This window comes from Pseudoalteromonas sp. BMB, assembly GCF_001709235.1.
GTDB lineage: Bacteria > Pseudomonadota > Gammaproteobacteria > Enterobacterales > Alteromonadaceae > Pseudoalteromonas > Pseudoalteromonas maricaloris.
In genome coordinates this window covers 247,071-271,782 of record NZ_MBQA01000067.1, presented here as the reverse complement: position 1 = coordinate 271,782, position 24,712 = coordinate 247,071, and the positions used below count along the sequence as shown (strand labels likewise).

The 24,712-nt window shown below is 42.2% G+C and carries 19 protein-coding genes; 10 read left to right on the top strand and 9 right to left on the bottom strand.

Annotated elements, in window-relative coordinates:
- Positions 1-5: 5 nt before the first annotated feature.
- The 3 genes from ushA to BB427_RS06145 all read right to left on the bottom strand — a co-directional run bounded on the left by ushA (position 6) and on the right by BB427_RS06145 (position 2,375).
- Positions 6-1,595, bottom strand: a complete 1,590-nt coding sequence (gene ushA, locus BB427_RS06155) for a bifunctional UDP-sugar hydrolase/5'-nucleotidase UshA (RefSeq protein ID WP_069019302.1) — start codon at positions 1,593-1,595, stop codon at positions 6-8.
- 63 nt (positions 1,596-1,658) lie between these two features.
- Positions 1,659-1,850: a hypothetical protein gene (locus BB427_RS06150; RefSeq protein WP_069019301.1), complete on the bottom strand. Its 192-nt coding sequence runs from the start codon at positions 1,848-1,850 to the stop codon at positions 1,659-1,661.
- 102 nt (positions 1,851-1,952) lie between these two features.
- Positions 1,953-2,375, bottom strand: coding sequence for an MAPEG family protein (locus tag BB427_RS06145; protein ID WP_069019300.1), 423 nt, complete (start codon positions 2,373-2,375; stop codon positions 1,953-1,955).
- A 117-nt stretch (positions 2,376-2,492) separates the two neighbouring features.
- Here BB427_RS06145 and BB427_RS06140 point away from each other — a divergent pair, with 117 nt between their 5' ends.
- Together BB427_RS06140 and BB427_RS06135 are read left to right on the top strand one after the other, a co-directional pair.
- Positions 2,493-5,378, top strand: coding sequence for an insulinase family protein (locus BB427_RS06140; protein ID WP_069019299.1), 2,886 nt, complete (start codon positions 2,493-2,495; stop codon positions 5,376-5,378).
- A gap of 364 nt (positions 5,379-5,742) precedes the next feature.
- Complete coding sequence (locus BB427_RS06135; RefSeq protein WP_069019298.1) at positions 5,743-6,252, top strand: GNAT family N-acetyltransferase; 510 nt, start codon at positions 5,743-5,745, stop codon at positions 6,250-6,252.
- Here the strand turns inward: BB427_RS06135 and BB427_RS06130 are convergent.
- The 4 genes from BB427_RS06130 to BB427_RS06115 are packed head-to-tail and all read right to left on the bottom strand — an operon-like array spanning position 6,247 to position 10,526.
- On the bottom strand, positions 6,247-6,825 hold the full coding sequence (locus BB427_RS06130) for a PqiC family protein (RefSeq protein WP_069019297.1): 579 nt from the start codon (positions 6,823-6,825) through the stop codon (positions 6,247-6,249). The two genes, BB427_RS06135 and BB427_RS06130, sit on opposite strands and share 6 nt — an antisense overlap.
- Positions 6,826-8,481 carry an intermembrane transport protein PqiB gene (gene pqiB / locus BB427_RS06125; protein WP_069019296.1) on the bottom strand — a complete coding sequence of 552 codons (1,656 nt, stop codon included), beginning with the start codon at positions 8,479-8,481 and terminating at the stop codon, positions 6,826-6,828. It abuts the gene before it with no gap.
- Positions 8,478-9,671 (bottom strand): PqiA/YebS family transporter subunit, encoded by a 1,194-nt coding sequence (locus tag BB427_RS06120; protein WP_069019295.1) that lies wholly within the window; start codon positions 9,669-9,671, stop codon positions 8,478-8,480. The genes pqiB and BB427_RS06120 overlap by 4 nt, the downstream gene beginning before the upstream one ends.
- Positions 9,672-9,731: 60 nt before the next feature.
- Entirely contained in the window at positions 9,732-10,526 is a 795-nt protein-coding gene (locus BB427_RS06115; RefSeq protein ID WP_069019294.1) for an acyl-CoA thioesterase, read from the bottom strand.
- A gap of 262 nt (positions 10,527-10,788) precedes the next feature.
- On the opposite strand from BB427_RS06115, the gene dnaK reads away from it, so the two are divergent.
- The 6 genes from dnaK (at position 10,789) to BB427_RS06085 (ending at position 19,354) form a co-directional block, all read left to right on the top strand.
- Complete coding sequence (dnaK, locus tag BB427_RS06110; protein WP_069019293.1) at positions 10,789-12,711, top strand: molecular chaperone DnaK; 1,923 nt, start codon at positions 10,789-10,791, stop codon at positions 12,709-12,711.
- Positions 12,712-12,864: 153 nt separating this feature from the next.
- Positions 12,865-14,001 (top strand): molecular chaperone DnaJ, encoded by a 1,137-nt coding sequence (gene dnaJ, locus BB427_RS06105; protein ID WP_069019292.1) that lies wholly within the window; start codon positions 12,865-12,867, stop codon positions 13,999-14,001.
- Between the two features lie 138 nt (positions 14,002-14,139).
- A complete protein-coding gene (gene ybaK / locus BB427_RS06100) occupies positions 14,140-14,598 on the top strand; it encodes a Cys-tRNA(Pro) deacylase (RefSeq protein ID WP_069019291.1) in 459 nt (152 codons plus the stop codon).
- Between the two features lie 277 nt (positions 14,599-14,875).
- The gene (locus tag BB427_RS06095; RefSeq protein WP_069019290.1) at positions 14,876-17,131 is read left to right on the top strand and encodes an acyl-CoA dehydrogenase; all 2,256 of its coding nucleotides are present in this window, start codon (positions 14,876-14,878) and stop codon (positions 17,129-17,131) included.
- Positions 17,132-17,581: 450 nt separating this feature from the next.
- The gene (locus BB427_RS06090; RefSeq protein ID WP_069019289.1) at positions 17,582-18,520 is read left to right on the top strand and encodes a phosphotransferase; all 939 of its coding nucleotides are present in this window, start codon (positions 17,582-17,584) and stop codon (positions 18,518-18,520) included.
- 3 nt (positions 18,521-18,523) lie between these two features.
- A complete protein-coding gene (locus BB427_RS06085; RefSeq protein WP_069019288.1) occupies positions 18,524-19,354 on the top strand; it encodes an EamA family transporter in 831 nt (276 codons plus the stop codon).
- 26 nt (positions 19,355-19,380) lie between these two features.
- On the opposite strand, the gene BB427_RS06080 is transcribed toward BB427_RS06085, so the two are convergent.
- Both BB427_RS06080 and BB427_RS06075 read right to left on the bottom strand, forming a co-directional pair.
- Complete coding sequence (locus tag BB427_RS06080; RefSeq protein ID WP_069019287.1) at positions 19,381-21,024, bottom strand: S8 family serine peptidase; 1,644 nt, start codon at positions 21,022-21,024, stop codon at positions 19,381-19,383.
- Positions 21,025-21,166: 142 nt separating this feature from the next.
- Complete coding sequence (locus BB427_RS06075) at positions 21,167-22,228, bottom strand: ABC transporter substrate-binding protein (RefSeq protein ID WP_069019286.1); 1,062 nt, start codon at positions 22,226-22,228, stop codon at positions 21,167-21,169.
- A 188-nt stretch (positions 22,229-22,416) separates the two neighbouring features.
- On the opposite strand from BB427_RS06075, the gene BB427_RS06070 reads away from it, so the two are divergent.
- On the top strand, positions 22,417-22,809 hold the full coding sequence (locus BB427_RS06070; protein ID WP_069019285.1) for a cytochrome b562: 393 nt from the start codon (positions 22,417-22,419) through the stop codon (positions 22,807-22,809).
- Positions 22,810-23,090: 281 nt separating this feature from the next.
- On the top strand, positions 23,091-24,539 hold the full coding sequence (locus tag BB427_RS06065; RefSeq protein WP_069019284.1) for a basic secretory protein-like protein: 1,449 nt from the start codon (positions 23,091-23,093) through the stop codon (positions 24,537-24,539).
- Positions 24,540-24,712: the final 173 nt, after the last annotated feature.

The following is a 24,712-nucleotide window of genomic DNA, read 5'->3' as shown; positions in this document are numbered from 1 at the left end:
CCTTTTTATAAATCCACGGCCTTTATAGGGCTCTTCTTTTGGAAGTAATCTTTGAGGACCTGTGCATCAGTTAGGTCGGTAGCGGTATATTCTGGAAGATGATTAATCTTTGGATAACCGTCACCACCAGAAGCATTATAACTATTCACACTCATGCGATAGGTCTTGCCGTCAGTCAATGGCTCGCCCGCTATGTGAACATTGGTTACCTTATCGTTCTTGATATCAAACGTAATATGGTGGAACTGTAAGTAAGCACCAGAGTCAGGTGGGAATTTGGCGACAATGTTTAAGTAGTTAATTAGGTCGTTGGCCTTCCAGTCTATATAAGTAATACGATTTTTAAATGGATGAACTTTCAGCACATCTTTGTAGCTGACATCACCTTGCTCTATGCTATCTCGGATCCCGCCGCCGCTGATAATGCCAAAGTCTGCTTCGACAGCTGCCATTTGCGCGTTAATGATAAGATCTGCGAGGTTGCTTTGCTTGAATCTCACTGTACTGCGACGGCCATCTAAGAAACTATCAACGTATCCCACAGCACCAGCTATTTGCGCTTGCCCTTTTTCTTGAAAAGGTGTTAAAAAAGCGAGCATTTGAGGATCTTCTTGAATAGTTTCACCAATCACAGAGCCAGCTTTATTTTTTAAGTTTACTGGGATTAAGTTATAGCTAATCAAGGTTTTTGTATCACCATCAATCCTAAATACGGCTTTACCCACATACTTACCCCACTCATGTGCTTGCATAATCCAAACACCATTTTGATTATCAGGCTTACATGTTTTGCCAGGAGCAAAAGCTATGTCCTCGTTACCATTGTCGTCAACACAGACAGGTTCTTGAGAATGTCCACCGACTATCAAATCAAGCATACCTTTAGGAAGTCGGCGCGCAAGCGTTACATCACCGGGTGCATTGATACCATGATTGGCACCGTGATAGTGGCCCATATGTGTAACAGCAATCATTACATCTGGGTGGTATTTGGCTTTGATCTTAGGAACCCAGTTTTCTGTGGCTGCTAAAGGCTCAATAAAAGTAAGGCCATGAACATGTTTTGGATTGGCAATTTTAACAGTATCAATTGTCGTAAGTCCAAGGACAGCAATGGTCAATCCTGCACGCTCAATAATTGTGTAAGGCTCGTATGCTGGCATTTGATTTGTATTATCAAGAATATTTGCTGACAGTACTGGGAAGCTTGCCCACTCAATTTGTTTGGCTAGCACATCTCGAGTGTTATCAAATTCATGGTTACCAATTGCCATGGCATCGTAACCGAGTTTACGCATTCCCTTAAAATCAGGTTCGGCAAACTGTAAATCAGATTCTGGTACACCCGTGTTTATATCGCCTCCAGAAAGCAATATAACGGCATGTCCCGCTTTTTCGGCATCACTCTTTAGTTGATCAATTAAGGTTTTTCTGGCAGCCATACCATATTCACCTTTTTCATTTTGCCAAAAACGACCATGATTATCGTTGGTGTGTAATACGGTTAGGTATTCTGCTTGTTGCGACTGCTTAGGAGAGGAAAAATGGCATGCTGATAATAGCAAGGCCGTTGAAAAAATAAGTAAGTTGCGCATAATTTAGAAGCTATTTGATAAATTATGCGCGTATTCTAGATCATTATAATTATTTTAATAGTGCTAACACTCAAAATTGCTATATTTTCTGGTGTTTTGTGCCACCGCAGATATTCTTCTGTCCAGTTCAAACTTTGCTAACTCACATTTTGCATGGTCTGTTTCTATCATCCAGTTTAAAAAGCTCGCTGGCAGCGTGGAGTATGGTTCTCCAGCATGAAGTCCAAAATCGCAGATATCATTATCCTGTTTCATCTATGTGCCCCTGTTGTTCTTTTTGCCATCGCCATGCTAACAAATTGGCTCAGAGATTAAAGAACAATTAGCTAAAACGGATGGCATTTTTATTATTTTTAGTTATATAAGTGTTAAAAGTAATGTGATCCACTGCAACACAATGAAGGCACATCCTGCAAGGTAGAGGCGAAAACGCGTTCGAATATGATTACTACCGATATGAACATAGGCATGTGCAATACGACTAATTACAAACAGTAGGGCGAATATGCTGAACCACAACGTAACAAGTTTCATTGCGAGTGCGGCAAGAGAAACCACAAAAAACAACACGGGAATTTCGAACTGATTAGTAAAGTTTCTAGATGCCAGAATGACTTCTTCAGGTGCGTTGTCGAGCGCCATGGTTTTGAACTGATCAAACTGGATCTGTTTTTCTCGTGCAGCTTTAAATCGACGTTTCCCCATAATGACCATGATGACTAAGGTCAGTAGAGTTTGTAAAAATAGCGCGGCGAGCAGTAAATAAATGGATGTCGGCATAGATTCCTCAGTTTACGAAGTGTTACAAAACAAAAAATTTCTATATTGCAAAAGCTTAGTCGAATGACGATGATAGTCTGGTTCCAAAAAGTAATTATCACAATAATGGATTGTTTTATGAAAAAGCTATTCGCAATTAGCACACTTACCTTAGCAGTTTTGACTGGATGTGGTACAACTTCTTCACTCAATTATTCAGACACGGCTGAGAATCTTCTTTCAGAGCAACTGGTTGTAAGTCCTAATGATGATAGACAATATCAAACGTTAACCTTGGAAAATGGCATTGAAGTCATTTTGGTATCAGATCCTTCTGTATCGAAGTCAGCGGCAGCGCTGAGTGTTGGCGTTGGTCTACTACACGATCCTATGTCTCAGCAAGGGATGGCGCACTATCTTGAGCATATGCTATTCCTTGGTACAGAAAAGTATCCAGATAGCAAAGGTTATTCTGAGTTCATGACCAAAAACGGTGGGGCACACAATGCTTACACTTGGTTGGATATTACTAATTATATGTTCAAAGTGAACAACGATGCCTATGATGAGGCGTTAGACAGATTTTCCGACTTCTTTAAATCTCCAAAGCTTTACCCTGAGTACACAGAAAAAGAAAAAAATGCAGTAAACGCAGAATGGTCTATGCGTCGTGAAATGGACTTTTTTGGTCAATTTAAACTTGCACGAAACATGATGGGAGAGCATCCAGCTAATCGCTTTCTTATTGGTAACCTAGAAACGTTAGGTGATAAAGAAAGTAGCAAACTACATCAAGAGACCGTTGCTTTTTATGATAAGTACTACTCTGCGAATATCATGAAATTAGCCATGATTTCTAACGAGCCGATTGAGCAGATGGTGGCCAAAGCGAAAAAGCATTTCACGACAATCAAGAATAAAAACATCGAGAAGCCAGAGGTTAAGCAATCGCTTAACTTCGATAACGTTGGGCAGAAGTTGGTCCACTACAAACCAAATGAAGACGTAAAGACGCTACAGCTTGATTTCACTATCAAAAACAACGCAAGCGCGTTTGCGGTTAAACCGAACTATTTCATTACATACCTTCTAAGTAATGAAATGGCGGGTAGCCCAGCTCAAGTACTAAAAGATAAAGGCTTAATCTCATCGTTAAGTGCATTCGCGACACCAAATAGTTATGGCAACTATGGAACATTGCAGATTGATATTCAGTTAACCGATGAGGGCTTAAAGCAACGCGAGTTAATTACAGGTACGGTACTTGATTATATCGATATGATCCGTGAAAAAGGAGTCGATAGCCGTTACTTCAAGGAAATCCAAACGTCGCTAAATAATCAATTTAGGTTTTTAGAAAAAGGCGATGAGTTTGGTTACGTCAGTAACCTTGCGGATAGCATGCAGCATTACCCAATGAACCACGCTATCAATGCGAGCTACTACTATGCGCAGTTTGATGCTGATGCTGTTAATGCCGTCTTGAAGCAATTAACACCTGAGCAAATGCGGGTATGGTATATCAGTAAAGATGAACCTACTGATGCAAAACTACACTTCTATGATGGTGAATATCAGATTGTAGACTTAAAGCGTAGCGATTTTGATAAATGGAAAGAAGAGGCAAATTTCGATTTAGCACTTCCTAGTGTAAATACCTTGCTACCTGAAAACTTCGCACTGAAAACATCTGCGGATGATGCGAAAAAGGGCGTTCAGAAGGTTATTGATGCTGATGGCGTAACGGTTTGGCATGCTGCGAGTGAGCGTTTCTACCAACAGCCTAAAGGTAGTCTGAAAATCTACGTTAATAACCCAAGTGCATTAAAAGACATCAAAACTGAGGTTGCACTGTCGATTTGGGCTGATTTATACCGCTTGGATAAAGCAAAGTTAATGACTGAAGCGAGCATAGCGGGTATGCATCTTGGTCTGACTCCTGCAAATGGGATAATGCTGGATATTTCAGGTTTTACAGATAAGCAAGCTTTGTTAATAAAGGATGCGCTCTCTGGTGTTCGTGTAGAAACGAATAAACGCGCATTTGACCAAGCCATTGATCGTTACGTACGTGGCATTAAAAATCAAGAGAAAGAATTCCCATTCAGACAAGCTTTCGGTGTTTATCAAAAACTTATCCGTTCAGGAAGTTATGATGACTCCGCATTGATATCAGCAGCTAAATCTTTGACTCTGGCCGACTTAGATAAAGTGCAGAATCAAATTCTGACGAATAACCAAGTTCGTGTTTTTGCCTATGGCAACTACGACAAAGCCGATTTGCAAACAGTAAAAGAGACACTCGATAATGCGCTGCCTAAACGCCAAAAAGTGACCGAGTACGCACGTGCTAAATATTGGCAACCAGAGCAAAAGCAGACACTGGTATGGCAACAAGACATTGATGTTGCCGATGTTGCTGTGATCGATTTTGCAGTGCACCCAATCAAAGGCTATGCGCAAAAAGCGGCGGCGATGGTGCTTCAAGGGCACTTAAGAACGGCGGCATTTGAACGTTTGAGAACCGAAGAGCAGCTAGCCTATGCGGTTGGTGCAACGAGTGTTGCTATTGACGAATATTCAGCGCTAGGCTTTTATATTCAAACACCAGTAAAAGATGCGAAAAGCATGCAAGCTCGTTTTGACGCGTATAAAGATGAATACGCTAAAGACTTAGCCGCGTTAGATGGGGCAACGTTTGAACAGTTAAAAAATGCAGTGTTAGTCTCATTAACCGAAGAGCCAAAAAACCTTTCTGAAGAACTACAACCATTAATAGGCGATTGGTTCAAAGAAAATATGGCGTTTGACTCCGAAGCTAAGTTAATCGCTGCAGTTAAAGCGGTCACATTAGAAGATATTAAAGCGTACTATCAGCAAACTGTAATGAACACCGATGCTGCTAGACTAAATATTCAATTACGCGGTGCTAAGTTCCAAGCTGAGCCGTTTGCAGATTTACCGAAGCAAACTAAGCTAGACTCAGTTGAGCAAATGTATAAAAACGTGAAATTCCAACAGTAACCAGTCGGTATTTCAGTAGTAATGAAAAGCTGGGCAAATTCGTTTCCCAGCTTTTTTATTCGCTTATGTAAATGCTAAAGTTCCCATGGAAGTTAATTAACCTGAGCTGCGGATAATTAATGCCTTTCTAGCAGCCAGTTTTAGCGCTAACAGCGTTGAATTCACTTCCAATAGCCAGCTATTGGAAGTGAATTCGCCTTGCCTACAGGATGTAGGTACCTTAGCGAGAGCAGGACGCGGAAGCGGTGTTTTCCCTAAAACTCTCTGGCTAGACAAGGAAAAAACTAAGTTGTGTTTTAGAAACAATGAGTTGGAACATTCCTTATCCAAACCTCAGGTTAATTATGATATTTTTGGAGGCAGAATGACGATAGCGATGGGAGAACGGATCTTTTTAAGGAAAGCAACTTTAAATGATGCCGGCTTCTTACTCAGGCTTTTGAATCAAAAAAGCTTTATCGATAACATCCGTGATAAAGGCATAAAAACGCAACAACAAGCTGAGGAGCATATCGAGCAAGCTTACCTTATTCCCTATCAAATTGGTAAGCCTGCAGCTTACATCGTTGTAGAAGCAAGCAGCAATACTAGTATTGGGTTGTGTGGCTTATATCAAAGACCTTTTTTTAATATTCCAGACTTAGGTTATGCGCTTTTAGATGAGTTTACCGGAAAAGGCTATGCGTCTGAGGCCGTTAGGTTACTTATGGAACATGCTAAATTAGAACAAAGCTACATCAAGTTAGGTGCTATTACATTAGAAAGTAACCGCAACAGCATTAACCTACTTAGCAAAGTGGGATTTAGTCGTATTGGTAAAATAATAATTGATAATGACTTAACACCTGTAGTGGTGTTTGAGTGTCAACTATAAATGCAGACTTATTTGTGCAGTTAGTTGGTTAAAGTTTTTTTGATGTGCAGATACAAGAGCACTAAAGCCATCCTGCTCAAGCGTTGCTTCAAATTGGAATGGCTGCACTTGGGATAGCTGATAGCTCCCTTCTTTGTACTGATAAAGATACCAAGTTCCACTCATCACAGCACCTTTTTCAAAGTGCCCTGCAAACTCGTTAATTTCTACTACGAGGCGTTGATGCTCCTGCGTGTTGCGATAAAACTTATCACTTTTTATTGCTGTGGTTTTATTGGTTGCATTTAACGCGTTGACTAAATTCCAAGTCAGCATATCGGAAGGTGGCTGAGCCCAAAAATGAAAATTAGCGATATTTACTTTGTTCTCTGGTTGATATTGCACTAAAGCTTGCTGATCAAACAATTCAATCAACTGCACTTTATCAACCAAGAGAACGTGATTGAGCTCAACTTGCTTTTCGTCAGCGACACTCTTTGCTTCTAACTGATAATAACTAACCGGCTGCGATGGATTTGTTATACAGCCCGTTAAACAAAATAAAAGCAAAAATGTCGCTAAGCCAGTCTTCATTTATTTTTTCCTTGGGAGTGGATCTGTACCGCTCTCTTTATTGAAAATAAGCATATTCGGTTGCTCATTCAACCCTTTAGAAATAGGCTTTAAGCGGTTTGATAAACTTTCAAGTTCTTCAAGGGTATTACTAAGTTGATCCATAACACCTGAACCTTTTTGGTACTGAGTCATGGTTTGCTCAAATTGCTTCAAGCTTGATGTGAGCTGGCTTAACGTATCTTTTAAGCTCGTTAAATTACCGCCAACCTTGTCTGTTATCTTGTTATTATTGATAGACTCTACGAGTTGATTCATTTCCATTGCTAGTAACCTGTGTTGCTGAAGAGCACCTTCTAGTTCCTTAACAGTTGTTTCAAGAGGTAACCCATTTAACTTGTTCAGTAAGCTTGTGACCTGTTCAGAAAGTGCTGTAATACCGCTCGGAACGCTAGGTAATACTGGATAAATAGTCGTTTTGTTTGAACTAACGACTTCTGCACTTGGATAAAAGTCTAACTCTATATATACCGCACCTGTTAACAAATTGCCACTTTTTAGTGATGCTCTAAGACCGTTACTAATCCATTTGTCTATATTTTCTGACCAATATGTTTGTGCAAGCTGTGCATCTTCATAAAGACGACCATACTCAATTTTAACCAATACAGGCACTGAGGTGTTATTTTGTTGAAAGTATAAAGGTCTATCGTCGCTAACACCAGTAGCAGGAACTTGTTCTATCGTGCCAATTCGCATACCTCTATATTCAATTGGTGCGCCAGCTCGAAGTCCTCGAATTGATTGCTCAAACTCAATGAGATAGTAATCAAAGTGATCAAAACGTTGTTCTAAAGCCATCGCAAAGTTTTTGTGTAAGGCGTAGGTTTTGTTTTCGAGCGCCGCAGTGCCGCTTGGCATAGTTGGTGGATAGTCAACAGAAATCCCGCCCTTAATCATCTTTGCTAGCGATCCTGTCGACACTTCAACGCCTTCTGTTGATAGTTTAAAATCAATGCCGGAACTAATCCAGAAAATAGCGTTGTCTGTGATAAGGGTATCGTATGGCGAATAGATGAAAATACCATATTCCATTTTTAAGCTTTCGACACTAAAGTGTGCAGACTCAACCTGACCTACTTTATAATTGCGGAAAAAAATACTGGAGCCAACGTCTAATACTTCAGCATCTGAAGCCACGAGTTGATAGCGTTTTCCTTGCACCTCTGAGCCAATTAATGCAGGTTCATCCATTAAGGTGAATATGCTCGAACGTGTTTTTGCATCACCAGGGGAGAGCTCTATATATACTCCAGAGAGTAGCGTATTCATGCCTGAGATGCCGGATTCATCAATTCTAGGTTTAACTACCCAAAAAGAAGAATCTTCAGCCAATAAATCACGGTAGGGCTGTAAAATCCTAACTTTTGCAATCACTGCATTTTGCGCTAACTCAAGCTTTAATGACTCGACTAACCCGACCTTAACACTTTTTACTCTCACTTCAGTTTTGCCGGCAATAATGCCATCTGCGTCAGTCATTTTTATAAAAATAGTGTGGCCTTTATTTGCCTGATGTTGATATAACATCCAGCCTGTGATGAGCAACGCGATAATTGGAATAATCCATATCACTGAAAACTTTGGTTTGTCTTCTATATCAGCTTGAGTAGTCATTGATTATTTTTATCCCACAATAATCTTGGATCAAAACTATTAACGGCTGCGATTTGGCAAAGCACCATCAAAGTAAAAAACACGATACCAATTTCCGGTTCGACATTTAGCACCGTACCGAGCTGCACCAGAGACACTAAGATAATCACGACAAACACATCAATCATGGACCAGCGGCCAATGAATTCGAGCAAGCGGTACACTTTCGTTGCTGTGATTGGGTCTTTTGGTTTTTTAACTCGTACAAGTAAGTAACTCAATAGTAACGCTTTTGCGATAGGAATACATATACTTGCGAGAAAAATAAGTGTTGCTACGGGATAAGAACCGGCTTCCCAAAGTACTTGAACGCCTGAAAAAATCGTCGCAGGCGTATGGAGCCCGAGACTAATGGTATCCATTATGGGTAGAAAATTAGCAGGTACAAGTAGCACGACGCTGGTGAGCATCCAAGCTAAGCTTTTTTGCGTTGATTGAGACTTTCGGTATTTTAGTTTGGCGTAGCAACGCTGACACTTTTCACCTTCACCCAAAAAGCCACAAACCTTGCAACGTTTTAGCGTGGAAGATAAATTGTTCGGCTCCACTAGGTGACGATTACATTGAGCCTGATTACGCCACATGTACTCGTGATCGAAAAGTGAGAGCGCTTCAATAAAACATAAAACGAACAGAATATAGGCCCAAAACCCAAGGCCCATCTCCAATTCAGCGAAAGACATTAATTTAAAAGCGCTCACGAGCACGGCGACTAAAAATATATCTGTGAGATTAAGCGGTTTCAGTGCTGAAAGTAATTTGGCTAAATGGCGGGCATTGTGCGCATTGATGATTTGCCAATACTCGGTGTGTGCAAGTAATAGCAACGAGCATACGGCAACAGGCATAACTAAAATAGTGAAGGCAAATAATCCAGCTAGAAAATAGCTGTAATGTTCAGCTAACAATATGAGCGCTTGCCAGAGGCTCACAACTTGAGTGATACCGTGTTGCGTATAGGAAATAAAGTTTGGAAATAAGCTTGCCAATAAAAATAGTAACGCAGAAAAGCTGAAGGCTTGTACTAATTGGTTTTGGTGTCCTTGTACATGACACAACACGCATCGACAGTTTGGGCACACCGCACGCTTTTGGGACTCGATAGCGTCTATTTCAACAAGCGTATCGCATTCAGGGCAAGCTGTAATCACACAAAAATCCGTTGATTTCCTTTTATGCTAGTTTGCTTGATGCGCCCAAATTTATCAATGTTAATCAAATACTGCGACGGTTTGGCGGCTTAGGGCTAGCAGCTTGCCATCTTGTGACCAAATTTTAGCATCTTCAATACCATAACCATTTTGGCTATGGTGGGTAACGGCTTCAAAGCCCAGCCAAGACTCTGAGTCGAGTGAAATATCACACAAAAACTCTATGTACCAAGACATACTGCTGGCGGGGCTTGGCGCTTTACACATCTGGAGTAAGGTTGGCGGCCATGAATCAGCAAGAGCCAGTGTATGTAGTTCATTTACCGATGTAGTTTGTGCTTTAAGTCGCATCCAACCACCTAGATTTGAAGATGGTGCACCTGAAAATGGTAAAGCCCCTTGCTGGGCATTGAGCGCGACATGTTGGAAAAATGCAGGCATCACACCTTCTTGATATGGAAGAACAGCCTTTGGATTAACATCTGAAAGAGTAGGGCTATCCGCATTTGCAACTTGGATAGCAGATGCTCTATCCTTGCCAAAGCACCCGATAGCAATAAGACAAACTTCGCCTGATTGGATCAGTTGAGTTTGCATTTGGGTTGCATTTTTGCCGCTACGCAAAATCGTTGTTGCAACGGTAAATGGTGCGCCTTCTAGCAGTGGTCCGACAAAATTTACGCTCACAGAGAGAAGTCGACGAGGCTCTGTCAGTTGGTGCTTCATGCTTTGCACCGCGATTGCTGCAGACAATCCGCCAAACGCAGTGCGGCCTTGACACCAACTTGCAGGAAACGTCATTTGTGTTTGCGCTTGCTGTAAATGCTCCGACTGAATAATTTCATCAAATGTCATGTTGTCATTTCTCATTATTTATTATGTTGCATTTAGCATAACTGGTCTAACCAGGTAATCAAGCTTCAAATACAACGTATTTTCTTCTTCACTTGTTTCAAAATAAGCAATTAAGGCTGCTTTTTTGACCGAAACGTTCGAAAAGCAAAAAAATTTCAATTTTTTTCATTTTTTTTTAGTTGTGACGCTTGAATTACAAATCGGTGACCTTATTTATCAAATCAACTAACTGAACAACGAATTTTGAAGTCGGAGATGATTCATGGGTAAAATTATTGGAATCGATTTAGGTACTACTAACTCTTGCGTAGCGGTACTTGATGGTGACAAGCCGCGCGTTATTGAAAATGCTGAGGGCGACCGCACAACTCCTTCTGTTATTGCATTTACAGATGATGGTGAAACACTAGTAGGTCAGCCAGCAAAACGCCAGGCAGTGACTAACCCTAAAAACACACTATACGCGATCAAGCGTCTAATTGGTCGTCGTTTTGAAGATGAAGAAGTACAGCGTGACCTTAGCATCATGCCTTTCAACATCGTAAAAGCGGACAACGGCGACGCTTGGGTTGAAGTACGTGGTGAGAAAAGAGCTGCACCTCAGATCTCAGCTGAAGTTCTTAAGAAAATGAAGAAAACAGCGGAAGACTTTCTTGGTGAGCCAGTAACAGAAGCTGTTATCACAGTTCCTGCATATTTCAACGATTCACAGCGTCAAGCAACTAAAGATGCTGGTCGTATCGCAGGTCTTGAAGTTAAGCGTATTATCAATGAGCCAACAGCAGCAGCACTTGCTTACGGCATGGATAAGAAGCAAGGCGACAACGTTGTTGCAGTATACGACTTAGGTGGTGGTACATTCGATATCTCAATCATCGAGATTGATGAAGTTGAAGGCGAGCACACCTTTGAAGTACTAGCAACTAACGGTGACACTCACCTTGGTGGTGAAGACTTTGATAACCGCGTTATCAACTACCTAGTTGCAGAATTTAAGAAAGACCAAGGCATCGACCTAAAAACTGACCCGCTAGCGATGCAGCGTGTTAAGGAAGCGGCTGAGAAAGCGAAGATTGAGCTGTCTTCAGCACAGCAAACTGAGGTAAATCTACCTTACGTTACTGCTGATGCAACAGGTCCTAAGCACATGAACGTTAAGCTAACTCGTGCAAAACTTGAGTCACTAGTTGAAGACTTAGTTGCGCAATCAATCGAGCCGCTAAAACGTGCACTTGCTGATGCAGACCTTTCTGTAAGCGACGTAAATGACATTATCCTAGTTGGTGGTCAAACACGTATGCCACTGGTACAGAAAACAGTAGCTGAATTCTTTGGCAAAGAGCCTCGTAAAGACGTAAACCCTGATGAAGCGGTAGCAGTTGGTGCTGCGGTTCAAGGTGGTGTACTTGCGGGTGACGTGAAAGACGTTCTACTACTTGACGTTTGTCCTCTGTCTCTAGGTATTGAGACTATGGGTCAAGTAATGACTGCGTTAATCGAGAAAAACACGACTATCCCTACTAAGAAGTCGCAAACGTTCTCAACAGCAGAAGACAATCAGTCTGCAGTAACAATTCACGTACTACAGGGTGAGCGTAAGCGTTCAAGTGATAACAAGTCTCTAGGTCAATTCAACCTAGAAGGTATTCGTCCAGCGCAGCGCGGTGTGCCACAAATCGAAGTTACTTTTGATGTGGATGCTGATGGTATCTTACATGTGTCTGCGAAAGACAAAGACACAGGTAAAGAGCAGAAGATCACAATCCAGGCTTCTTCAGGTCTAAGCGATGAAGAAGTAGAAAAAATGGTACGTGATGCGGAAGCAAACGCAGAAGAAGATAAAAAGTTTGAAGAGCTAGTTGGCGCTCGTAACCAAGCTGATGCACTTGTTCATGCTACACGCAAGCAAGTTGAAGAAGCGGGTGACGACCTTCCAGCTGATGACAAGACTGCAATCGAAGCCGCGCTTGGCGAGCTAGAAACAGCAATCAAGGGCGATAGCAAAGATGAAATCGATGCTAAGACACAAGCACTAGCAGAGAAATCGCAAAAGCTAATGGAAATCGCTCAAGCTAAAGCGCAAGCTCAACAAGCAGGCGGTGAAGCGGGTGCCCAACAAGGTTCAGCGAAAAAAGACGACGATGTAGTTGACGCTGAATTTGAAGAAGTTAAAGACGACAAGTAATTGTAGGTCTTGAAGGAGGGCGCGCTGGCTGTATGGCTTGTCGCGCCCTACGTGTTTATAAATTAGACTGTTGTCTAGCATTAATTTGCAAGCGACAGAACTCAGCTGAGTTTGCAACGACATAAGTTGCCAAGAAAGAGTAGTGTGATAAAAATGTCTAAACCTGACTATTATGAAGTATTAGGTGTTGCAAGAGACGCCAGTGAACGTGACATTAAGAAGGCGTATAAACGTCTTGCAATGAAATATCACCCAGATCGTACTGCAGGTAACACCGAACTCGAAGCGAAATTCAAAGAAGTAAAAGAAGCTTACGAGATATTGACTGATAGTCAAAAACGCCAGATGTATGATCAATACGGCCATGCAGCTTTCGAACAAGGTGGTGGTGCTGGTCATGGTGGATTTGGCGGCGCTGGCGACTTCGGCGATATTTTTGGGGACGTATTCGGTGATATCTTTGGTGGCGGTGGTGGCCGTCGTCAATCAAGACAACAGCGTGGCGCGGATTTAAGATATAACTTAGAGTTAAGTCTTGAAGAAGCGGTACGTGGTAAGCAGGTTGATATCCAAGTACCAACTTGGGTGAGCTGTAAACCATGTGATGGTAGTGGTGCGAAAGCAGGTTCTAAGCCTAAAACTTGTACAACCTGTCATGGTGCAGGTCAAGTACAAATGCGCCAAGGCTTCTTTGCGGTACAGCAAACTTGTCCAACTTGTCAGGGCACAGGTCAGATCATTTCAGACCCGTGTAACAGCTGTCACGGACAAGGCCGTGTAGAGAAAACGAAGACACTTAACGTTAAGATTCCAGCTGGGGTTGATACGGGTGATAGAGTACGTTTGTCTGGCGAAGGTGAAGCGGGGGCACATGGTGCTCCAGCCGGCGACTTGTACGTACAAGTGAGTGTAAAAGAGCACCCAATCTTCGTACGTGACGGCAACAATTTGTACTGTGAAGTGCCAATTAGCTTCACAACGGCAGCACTCGGTGGTGAGATTGAAGTGCCGACGCTAGATGGCCGCGCAAAACTGAAGATTCCATCGGAAAGTCAAACAGGCAAAATGTTCCGTATGCGTGGTAAAGGCGTGAAATCTGTGCGTAGCGGTGCGGTAGGCGACTTAATTTGTAAAGTTGTCCTTGAGACGCCAGTAAACTTAAACGAGCGCCAAAAAGCGCTTCTGCAAGAGTTTGAAGAGTCTATGGGTGAAAACAACGGTAAGAACCGTCCTAAGGCACAAGGCTTTTTTGACGGCGTTAAGAAGTTCTTTGATGACTTAACTAAGTAACTTAAGCTTATTGAAAATGCCCGCTGCGATAGCGGGCATTTTTGTTTTGACGGATGATGGAGCTCATCGTAAGGCGATAGCATAAGCGTTTGTTTCTTGGTATAACAGAAATCAACATCTGCTTAAAAGGAGTTTGTAATGACACCGGCAATTAACCTACTTAAAAAGGCGAAAGTGGCGTTCCAAGTGCTGCAATTTGAGCATGACCCTAATGATCATGACTTTGCTAATGAAGCAGCGAAAAAGCTCAACCTAGACCGAGAAAAAGTATTTAAAACCCTGCTGATTGACGTTGATGGTAAATTGTATGTAGCCGTTTCTCCCGCCACGCAACAAGTGGATTTAAAAGCCTTTGCTAAAGCGTGTAAGGGGAAAAAAGCACAGCTTGCAGATCAACAAAACGCGCAAAAGGTAACTGGTTATTTAATTGGTGGTATAAGCCCGTTTGCGCAGAAAAAGCAGCTGCCCACGTTACTTCACGAGAGTGCTTTAGCATTTGAGCAAATTTATGTTAGTGCGGGTAAGCGGGGAGTTGAAGTCGTTGTTTCACCTGCTACGATTGAGCAACTATGCAAAGCAAAAATTGCACTGTTTTAATGGCAGTGCTCAGCGTAAAAACCATCTTGATTACAGATAAAATGCCAGTCTAGAACTGCTCAGGCTGTCAAAGCTTCTCGTTCACTCCTATTTTTCCCCTAAGAACAGTAATTTACTTTTCTCAACTTACAGCTGTAAGCCATTAATTTAGCAGTCATTTATATTAATCACTCGATAACTCAGTAAAAAAGCCGTTAAAAAATTAAGTAGAGTAATTGATCTAAACGAATTTTTATGCCGTAATGTAGGTATATCTATCTGGTCGGATGAGTTAATTATGAGCCTAAGAACGAATTTAAGAAAGATCCTCCCAAGCATTTCAATCACAGAACAAGAAGCATTAGATGCCGGTGATGTTTGGTTAGAAGGGTCAATTTATCAAGGTAAGCCTGACTTTTCGGCGCTTCGTGCTGTACCTGAAGCTAAGCTAAGTGCAGAAGAGCAAGCTTTTTTAGAAGGTCCAGTTAAAGAATTAATGGGTATGATCGATGACTCGGAAATTCAAAATGGCAAACACTTGCCAGAGCATGTGCTTGAATTTTTGAAAAAAGAGAGATTTTTCTCTTTGATCATTCCAAAAGAATACGGTGGTCTAGAGTTTAGCCCTTACGCAAACTCAACGATTGTAGGTACGATTGCGACTAAATCCTCTGCGGTAGCGGTAACGGTGATGGTTCCTAATTCACTAGGTCCGGGTGAGTTATTGCTTCATTATGGTACTAAAGAGCAGCAAGCGCACTACCTTCCTCGCTTAGCAAACGGTCGTGATATTCCGTGTTTCGCGCTAACAAGCCCTGAAGCTGGTTCCGATGCCGGTGGCATTCCGGACCAAGGTATTGTTAAAAAAGGTATGCATAACGGTGAAGAAGTACTTGGTCTTGAAGTAACATGGGACAAACGCTATATCACACTTGCGCCAATTGCGACGGTACTCGGTTTAGCCTTTAAAGTATTGGATCCTGAGGGATTACTGGGCGGTAAAAAAGAACTAGGGATCACCTGTGCGTTAATTCCACATGACCACCCAGGTGTGCAACTTGGTAATCGTCATGACCCGATGGGGATACGCTTCTATAACGGTACGACACGTGGTGAAAGAGTATTTATTCCAATGGACTTTATTATCGGTGGCCAGAAGAATATCGGTCGCGGTTGGCAGATGTTGGTAAGTTGCTTAGGTGCTGGACGTGGTATTTCATTACCGGCGCTAGGTGTTTCAACTAGTCAAGTCGCACTGAAATCGGCATCTGAATATGCTGCGGTACGTGAGCAATTTGGCCTCTCGATCGGCCAGTTTGAAGGTATTCAAGAAAAGCTTGCTGATATTGCAGGCAAAGCATACATGCAAGAGGCAATGCGGGTATTAACAACAGAAGGTTTAGGTATGGGTCTTAAGCCATCTGTAGTAACAGCAATTGCAAAATACCACATGACTGAAACTGGTCGTGACGTATTGGACTCTGCAATGGATATTCTCGCAGGTAAGGCTATTCAAAACGGTCCTCAGAATACCCTTGCAAGCGGTTATGTTGCCCAGCCAATAGCGATTACCGTAGAAGGTGCAAACATTCTAACGCGTAACTTGATGATCTTTGGTCAAGGTGTAATGCGCTGTCACCCCTATTTGCAGTCGATGGTTGAATCTATTCACAGCGAAGAGAAAGATGCTGACAGTAAATTCCGTGGTATTTTGACAAAAACAGTTAGCTATAGTGTTGCCAACAGCTTACGTGCTTTCAAATATGGTCTTATGCCGTTCACTGCTGATGCAAAGTCACCATTACCTGAAGTGCGTGCGTATGAAAAAGCCGCGCATAGATTAGCAGCTAAGCTTGCGGTATACGCAGACTTTTCATTGCTCGTATTAGGTGGAAAACTGAAACAAGCAGAAATGCTGTCAGCACGCCTTGGTGATGTAATGAGTCACTTGTATGCAGCGATGGCTTCAATCAAATACTATGAGCAAAAAGTAGCGGTAGCAGAGCGTGAGCAAGCAGCACCTTATTTCCATTATGCGACAAGGCATGCACTTATCAGTGCAGAAGAAGCGCTACATAAATTCTTAGATAACTTCCCGGCAAGTGGTACTCGTAAATTTATGCGTGTGATCACGATGCAGTTTAGTGGTAAACAAATGCCTAAAATTAATGATGATATGATCAGAGAGTTGGCCGCCGCGGCGCAAATGGATACGCCAATCAAAGCGCAGCTTACTCATCTTGTGAAGCCTACCGCAGGTGATGGTCATGATATCAATGAGCAAGCATATAAAGCTAAGATGGGTTGCCTTGAGCTGCTTGCCAAAGTTAAAAAAGCAGTTCGCAAGCGTGAGATCCAACCTGGTGTTCGTTTCGAGCAAACATTAGATAATGCACTTGTTGGTAACCTTATCAACGAAGAAGAATACGCAAAACTGGTTGATTACAATCGCAAGCGTGAAAAAGCAATCCGAGTGGATGAGTTTGACTTCGATTTAAACTTGTTAGATGAACAAAGTGCGAAAGAAACAGTCAAGCAAGCCGTGAATGAGTAAGTTAAACAAATAACTTTTTTTGTAAAAGTAAAAGCCCTTAATCAATTGGTTAAGGGCTTTTTCATGTTGGGTAAAGATAATAACACCAGCTATAATTATCAAGCACTGTAAAACGGTTTGCTTATTATACCAATTTGTCTTAATACTAGCTCAGTTTGAACGAGTATATCTGACGTTAACAGCGTTAAAAATTTTTTATTTAGAACAACTAAATAGCAAAATTTTTGCCTTGTCTATATGGATGTAGGTACCTTGGCGGGAGCAGGATGCGGAAGCGGTGTTATCAACAAGATTTCTTCGTCTCAAAATAGATCACTTAATTAAGCAAATTGGTATTCGTAACAGTAAGTAAAGGGTTGTACTGTGTTTAAGTAACCTGAGTTATACAATAAAAAAGTTTGGCTATTTATTGCACGACTCTCAGGTTAAATAACAAAAAGGTGTAACACAGTGAAAATAAGTATTCCGAACGATGTAATTTCTGCGCCTATGTCAACACAGCAAGAGCAACAATTATGGAGCGGTTGTGGTGATATGTTATTTATCAATCATGATGCTGGGAAGCTTGCAATTAAGCGCACTAAAGTGCCTAGTGACATTACACATCGGCGAATTGCACAATCTTCAGTAGCGCTTGCGCGTAAAGCTAAGTCTTATAAAGTAGAACGTCACTTTTACAAGCATCATGCATGCGAGTTACTCTCACCCTGCAATACGCCTAGTTATTTAGGTGAAGGGGTAAGTGAAGGGATGGACTACATCGTCTTTAGAGACTTCTCAACTCAAGGTTTTTCGCAAACTGTTAAGCCGTCCGAGTCACAAATATTAGCAGTGATAGGGTGGTTAGCTAAATTCCATGCTCACTTTTTACAAAGCCCTGCAGAGTATGTGTGGGAACAAGGAAACTATTGGCACCTAGATACACGACCGGATGAGCTTGAGCGAATGCAACACAGTAGCATTAAACAAGCGGCACCACGATTACGAGATCGTATCAAAAATAGCCATTGGCATACTTGGATCCATGGCGACGCCAAGCTTGCTAACTTTGCTTTTAGTGGCGACCAAGCGCTAGGATTCGATTTTCAGTATGTCGGAAAGGGTATTGGTGTGTCAGACTTAATGCTGTTTATTACGTCGGTATTAGACGAAAAGGAACAGCTCCTGCATGCCGATGAGTATCTCAAGTTGTATTTAGATATGTTGAGAATAGAATTATTAGGTAAAGCAGCCTCTATTGATATCGCTCAGATCCTTTCTGAGTGGGAGTCGTTGTGGCCTGTGGTGTGGGCTGACTTTTATCGCTTTCTGTTGGGTTGGAAACCGGACCATGTAAAAATCAATGACTACATGAAATTTCAAACGGAAATTGCATTACAACAGGGATAATAAATGGTCATAGCCTTATTCAGTGCGTTAAATTGGGCTGTATTTGATTTTTTACGAAAAAGGCTAGCGAGCCATTATTCAGCCGCGCAAATGTCGGTGATATTTAGTCTGCTAGTCTTACCTGCATACATTGGCTATTGGTTGGTTGTTGACAAGCAGCTCCCAAGCTCTGCTTATATAGCGCCTGCGATAGCTAGCGGAATTTTGGCGGCAATTGGTAGCGTAAACTTTATTCAGGCGCTTTCGCTTGGGCGAATGGCGGTTATCCTGCCTCTGTTATCCATCACTCCAGCACTTGCAGGTGTATTTGCTTGGTTGCTACTAGGAGAACCTTTAACCACACTGCAGTCAATACTAATCGCTGCGATTGTTCTTGCTTCGTTTTTATTGCAAGGAGGCCGGTTATCTTTTCAAGAGCCTGGTGCAAAACAAGTTGCGATCACCTCTTTTTGCTGGGGGCTTTGCATCGTGTTCGATAAACAGGCTTTGCAATACAGCTCGCTCTCTTTTCATGCTGGGTTTCTAACCTTTATGGTATTTTTTGTTAATCTAATCTTGTTACGACCACAGTTTAAAAATCAAAATTTCCGCGCACATTGGTTGCTCTGGAGTATTTCTTCAGTGGTATTCGCTGTCGCTGTTATCTTTCAAATGCAGGCGTTAACCGAAATTCAGCCGGGGCTTGTTGAAGGATTGAAAAGAGCCATTGGCATAGTCAGCGCGAGTATGCTTGGGATGTGGTTTTTTAAAGAGGCAATTTCAACAAAAGAATGGCTTATGATCTCTGTTATTCTGTGTTGTAGTGCAATGTTAGCATTAAACAGTGGCGCTTAAGCGCCACTTAAAATTACTAATTGGTATTACTTACACTGCGCGACTTTAGTCCAAACGTTTGAGTAGATCTCTGGGCTTGCGCCTTGTGACCAGTACGTAGCACGGTATTCAAAGCCTTTGAATGAAACCCGGTCGCCCGTATTGTAGAACTTAGTTGCATTCCATTCTTGGATACCATTACACCCAGCTGGTGCATCACTAACGGTAACCGCTAGTGTCTTAGAAGCAGTTCTGTTATTTGAAGCTGTTACAGTGAGTGTCACTTGATATGTACCAGCACTCGCGTAGGTGTGTGATGGGTTAGTTTGTGAGCTTGTTGCACCGTCACCAAATTCCCACTGATAACTACCTGCTGTTGATTGGTTGTTAAATGTCGCAGTGAGGCCGGACACGCTGAAGTTAAAGTTTGCATTGACTGCACCTGAAGTATCACAACCATTATTTGTTAGATAATCAACCGCCGCTTTTGCTTGCACAATACCATAGCCGTAAGAAGTATCACGACCTGCTTGGCCTTTGTCTTTTGCAGTTGTATTAAGCACTTGGCGAATTTGCTGAGCAGTACATTGCGGGAAGTGGCTCCACACTAATGCTGCGACACCAGAAACATGCGGTGTTGCCATTGAAGTCCCACTAATACTGCGATACGCGCCATTATTCCATGTTGAGTTTACACCAACCCCCGGGCCTGCAATTTCTACTTGGCTGTTGTATTGAGAGAAAGAGGCTTTTGACTCAGAGCTATCGACCGCAGCCACAGATACAACTGCATTATACGATGCTGGGTAGCTCAACGAGCTATTACCCGCGTTGCCAGCGGCTGCGATATGTAGCATGCCACGCTGATAACTCTGCTCAAATGCGCTTCGTTCTGCCGTAGAGCTGCCGCTGCCACCTAAACTCATGCTAGTTACATTGGCACCTGCCTGCTCACACTGCTCAATTGCTTTAATGAGGTCGGAACCGTATGCCCAGTTACCTTGGTCGTTAAACACTTTAACAATATGAAGACCTAGTTGCCCTGATGGATTTACCCCGACCACACCTGTGCCATTACCACCTAAAGCGGCGATTGTGCCGGCTACGTGTGTTCCGTGGCCGTTACCATCGTTACTCCACACACCAGTGTCGTAGTTACCGTAGCCGTCATTACCTGTAATGCCTGTGCTAGGTAAATCTTGGTGACCTAGCGTATAACCTGTATCCATAATACAGACTTTACGGTTGCCGCTGTAGCCGTCAGATACTTGGTTAGCCTGCACCATATTAATGCCGTAAGGTGTTGTTTCAGCGAGTAAATCAATTGCTGAAGTTTTTACACTTGGCAAATAGCGTTTAGGGTCAACTTCTACGTGTGCAATATTACCGCTTGCTTGTAGTTGTTGCATTTGCGCTGAAGAAACTTCGGCGACATATGCATTAATGCTTGGCAATGTGTTGACTGCAGCAGTACCCAAGGTGGAGTAGGCAGCTTCAGACAACGCCTGCGCTTTAAACTGCGCCGTTTCTGCTTGATTTAAGCGCACTGGCAGAACATTTGGTGTTGCGCTGTCTTTTAACGTGACAATAACGCGCTGTGTATCTGCGTGAGCAACTGAAAGGCTTGCACAAACGCAGGCGCTAAGGGTCGAAAGCTTAAGAAGTTTTACTACTGTATTACTGTTTTTCATATTTCACCTGTTTTACATGTTGTTTACGTTTGTTACTAAAACAGGTGTTGACATCGCTGTCAATGCGTAAATATTAGACAGGTTTAAATTGCATTATCTTTCTGGGTTTTGTTTAATGCATTAATTAAACGTTCTTAAATTCTCAATTCTTCACATTATTATTGTGGTTATTTTTATTAAGTGAGTGAGTTAGTTCTGTAATGGTAAATTGCGCAGGATCGTTAATGTAACGTAAAAAGTCCAGGTGTTCAGGAAAGTTTCCATGTATGGCATGATACAAAGGTAAGTGAGCGTCATCCAGCGATTCGAAAATAGATAAGGTTACGCTGTCTATCGGTGTGAAGTCTCTATGATATTGTGCTAGTCGAGCTAAGGTATAGGCCCCAAGCAACACATGCCCTCCAATCGAAACATCTAACTTAGGCGCAATATCTTCATCCCAATTAATCCCACCTATGACGATCTTACGGTTTAACTCTTTAGCAGCGAGTAATGCGCCATAAGCAATAGGATCATTGGCAGCCCAAACGGTTGTAATTGCGGAGTCTCGCTGTAACCACGCTTTAGTGAGGCGATAAGCTTCATTCTGAGACCATTGACAATTTGCCTCTGCGATTAATTCTAGCTCCGTATGGTGCTCAAGATAAGCGCGCATGCCTTTTTGTCGGTCTAATGCCGCAGTCGTCGCCACGTCACCTAGTAAAGCTAATACATGTTGCGATGGATTTGAGGACCTAAGCGCTTTTCGCGCAAGTTGATGCATTAATTTAAAACCGGCTTGGAAATTGTCTGGCTCAATGGTGCCAATAATTTGGTGTCCTGCCTTTAACAAAGCCACTTCCTCTGTTTTGGTCGGTCCGTTGAGCAAGAAAATAATCTTAATGTTGTTGGCTTTGGTGTTTAACAAGTAGGGAACGACACTCGACTTTTCGTTAACCAGCACAAGGTAATCAGCGTCACTTTTCAAGGCTTGCTCTACGAGCGATTTCATCAAAATATGGTTGCGCTGCGCATAACTAATTTTGAGGGAAATATTCATGTTAGTAGCGGCCGCAGTCATCACGTTGCTGACGTTATACCAAAAATCCCCTGTAGGATTTTTTGTTGCAAAGCCAGGGTTTACAAATTGAACGTTGAATCGTTGTGCAGATAGCACGGCCATCGGCGATAAGAGTAAAAAGATGAACAACAATTTTCGGATCATAAGTCTCTACATTTTTGATATTCAAAAAGTGTGCTGCTAAATACGCTACAAGTATAGCTTACGCTAGAATCGTTGCGCTATCTGCCTGTTTTTTGCATGCTATTCGGAACCAGCTTTTTTTCATAGCATTGAATTTAGCTCATACGTTAATTGCTTTATACTAGCGCGCAAAGAATAAGGGGACTTTGATGAGAAAAATCGTATTTATATTCGTGTTGTTGTTTTCGATGTCTGGAGTTGCGCATGAGTCAAGCGAACTGAATAAAACCATGAAGGAAATGGGTCATATTTATAAGCAGGCTATGAAAGCGCAATCTGCTCAAGAAATGCAAGCACACTTAACCGAGCTGACTACACTCGTTAATGAAAGTAAGCAATTTCAGTTTAAGCAAGAGGTGTCTGCCGAGTCAGTTGCGGGCTTGAATAAAGTACTCGAAACCATTACTAAAGCGAGCCAAGAAGTAGACTCGGGAAGAGTTGAGAAAGCCCGTGAAATGCTTTTAAAAATTGATGAGCTGAGAAAGCAATACCACAAACTACACGAGCCACCGAGCTTTTGGGAATTACTGTTTGGTAGTTAAGCTGAGATTCGAATAGCTAACTTATCTAATCGCTGTGGTTATTTCTTGTTTTATCGCAGCGGCTTTGCTCATCTGTCTTGGCTTTAGTTGAGCATGACAAAATACTAGCGAGTGGTAGTTTGATTTTTTAGGGTCGCTCGTTAGTTCTCCATAAGATCCAAAAGCGGTGAAATAGCGAAATCCTTATCTGCATTTAGAAATTACGTAAAAATCTACTTAAAATAAGTTGCATTATTAATTGGAACGATCCAGTATGTTTGTTTTTAATCTGGGAAATTTCAATGAAAACCTCCTCATTAGCCAGTCTAATTTTACTTTCATTTTGTGGCTCCTCATTAGCGAATGCCAATGCGCTCTACGACATCACCGAACGCGATGCATTCTCTGTAACGAGTGACGTAAAGGAGCAAATCCAAGGTGAGGGGATAGAGCAATTAGTTGATAGGTCGCTAAAAAGCAAATTCTTATCTAAGCAATCTAGCGCTGAGATTGTATTTGATCTGAAAGACGTAAAAGCGCTCAGACAATATAGTCTCACCTCAGCCCAAGATGCACCCGCCCGAGACCCAAAGCATTGGACTGTGGCCGTATCTATAGATGGTAAGGCTTGGCAAGAGGCTGATAAACGCAACAATATGGTGTTTTCAAGGCGAGGTGAAACGCTCGCTTTTGACCTACCCAAAACAACGGATGCGAGGTACGTGCGCTTTACGATAGCACAAGAAGGTAAAACGCAGTGGGGCGATCGCTTTTTGCAAATCGCAGATCTGGCGCTCTATGCACAAACCAACTTACCGCTGGCAAATTTTACTGCAGATAAAACCGTCGCCAAGCTTAATGAGCCAATTTCTCTGCAGTCGATATCTGCAAACTCACCTACAGAGCTGAGTTGGAAGGTTGAGGGCAAAACGATGCTGCCAACCACAAAAAGTGTTGAAGTAGTTTATGATAAGCCTGGTAACTACGATGTTACTCTAATGACTAAAAATGCGCATGGCTCCGATCTTAAAACCCGTGCGAACTATTTAAAAATATACGATCCAAATCAACCATGGAAAGGCTTTGAGCCGCCAAAGGTCAAAGTGGTTATCGAAGATACTGAGTCGGCAGGGTCGAAACGCCTGCAAGCACTATTTCCTGATATAGCCAGTACGGTGGATGACGTAACTCGCCAACTGACCCCAAGGTTGTACAAACACTTTGCAGAGCTGCCAGAGTTTGAGCAAGTTACATTTAGGCTAAAATGGATGGACACAATAGCGTATCGCTCTGGAGACGAAACAAATATGGAAATCGTGTTTAGTTCAAAGTACATCACCGAAAAACTCGCTGGGCAGCCAGATGAGCAAGTGGAATACGAACTCCTTGGTGTGCTCTGGCACGAACTTACCCATGGATATCAGCTATTTCCAAAAGAGAGAAGTTATTCTGAGCCCGATGTACATGCATTTATTGAAGGAATGGCGGATCTCATTCGCATTCAAGCGGGATACCATAAAACCCGTTCGCCTAAGCCGTCAGATTCTTGGGTTGGTGGATACACAAACACTGGGTTCTTTCTCGCATGGCTCGCTGAGTCTCATCCTGATTTTGCCTATCGTTTTAATCAAACTGCGGTAGAAATAGAAAATTGGTCATTTGAAGATGCAATAAAATCAGTTACTGGAGAGTCCCTTGATAAGCTTTGGTCTCGTTATCAAAGTGGGCTAAATACCAAGAAATTGCAATGAACTAGCAAGAACTAGATGATTACAATTTGTCATCACTGTGCTGTAAATGTACATAATTTGTTGACAGGTTTGTTTTATTGCTCATAATTGGAACGTTCCCTTTTTGATTTCTGCCTGATGCTTTGTTGGTTTTGCTAATGGTGAAATAAAATTTTTATAATAAATTGGAACGT

Bases quoted from the DNA above. Each gene is read 5' to 3' on its own strand.
- BB427_RS06075 (WP_069019286.1), bottom strand. From the start codon at position 22,228: ATGATCCGAAAATTGTTGTTCATCTTTTTACTCTTATCGCCGATGGCC.
- BB427_RS06135 (WP_069019298.1), top strand. From the start codon at position 5,743: ATGACGATAGCGATGGGAGAACGGATCTTTTTAAGGAAAGCAACTTTA.
- BB427_RS06115 (WP_069019294.1), bottom strand. From the start codon at position 10,526: ATGACATTTGATGAAATTATTCAGTCGGAGCATTTACAGCAAGCGCAA.
- pqiB (WP_069019296.1), bottom strand. From the start codon at position 8,481: ATGACTACTCAAGCTGATATAGAAGACAAACCAAAGTTTTCAGTGATA.
- dnaJ (WP_069019292.1), top strand. From the start codon at position 12,865: ATGTCTAAACCTGACTATTATGAAGTATTAGGTGTTGCAAGAGACGCC.
- BB427_RS06095 (WP_069019290.1), top strand. From the start codon at position 14,876: ATGAGCCTAAGAACGAATTTAAGAAAGATCCTCCCAAGCATTTCAATC.
- BB427_RS06140 (WP_069019299.1), top strand. From the start codon at position 2,493: ATGAAAAAGCTATTCGCAATTAGCACACTTACCTTAGCAGTTTTGACT.
- ybaK (WP_069019291.1), top strand. From the start codon at position 14,140: ATGACACCGGCAATTAACCTACTTAAAAAGGCGAAAGTGGCGTTCCAA.
- BB427_RS06085 (WP_069019288.1), top strand. From the start codon at position 18,524: ATGGTCATAGCCTTATTCAGTGCGTTAAATTGGGCTGTATTTGATTTT.
- BB427_RS06080 (WP_069019287.1), bottom strand. From the start codon at position 21,024: ATGAAAAACAGTAATACAGTAGTAAAACTTCTTAAGCTTTCGACCCTT.
- BB427_RS06150 (WP_069019301.1), bottom strand. From the start codon at position 1,850: ATGAAACAGGATAATGATATCTGCGATTTTGGACTTCATGCTGGAGAA.
- BB427_RS06145 (WP_069019300.1), bottom strand. From the start codon at position 2,375: ATGCCGACATCCATTTATTTACTGCTCGCCGCGCTATTTTTACAAACT.
- dnaK (WP_069019293.1), top strand. From the start codon at position 10,789: ATGGGTAAAATTATTGGAATCGATTTAGGTACTACTAACTCTTGCGTA.
- BB427_RS06130 (WP_069019297.1), bottom strand. From the start codon at position 6,825: ATGAAGACTGGCTTAGCGACATTTTTGCTTTTATTTTGTTTAACGGGC.
- BB427_RS06070 (WP_069019285.1), top strand. From the start codon at position 22,417: ATGAGAAAAATCGTATTTATATTCGTGTTGTTGTTTTCGATGTCTGGA.
- ushA (WP_069019302.1), bottom strand. From the start codon at position 1,595: ATGCGCAACTTACTTATTTTTTCAACGGCCTTGCTATTATCAGCATGC.
- BB427_RS06065 (WP_069019284.1), top strand. From the start codon at position 23,091: ATGAAAACCTCCTCATTAGCCAGTCTAATTTTACTTTCATTTTGTGGC.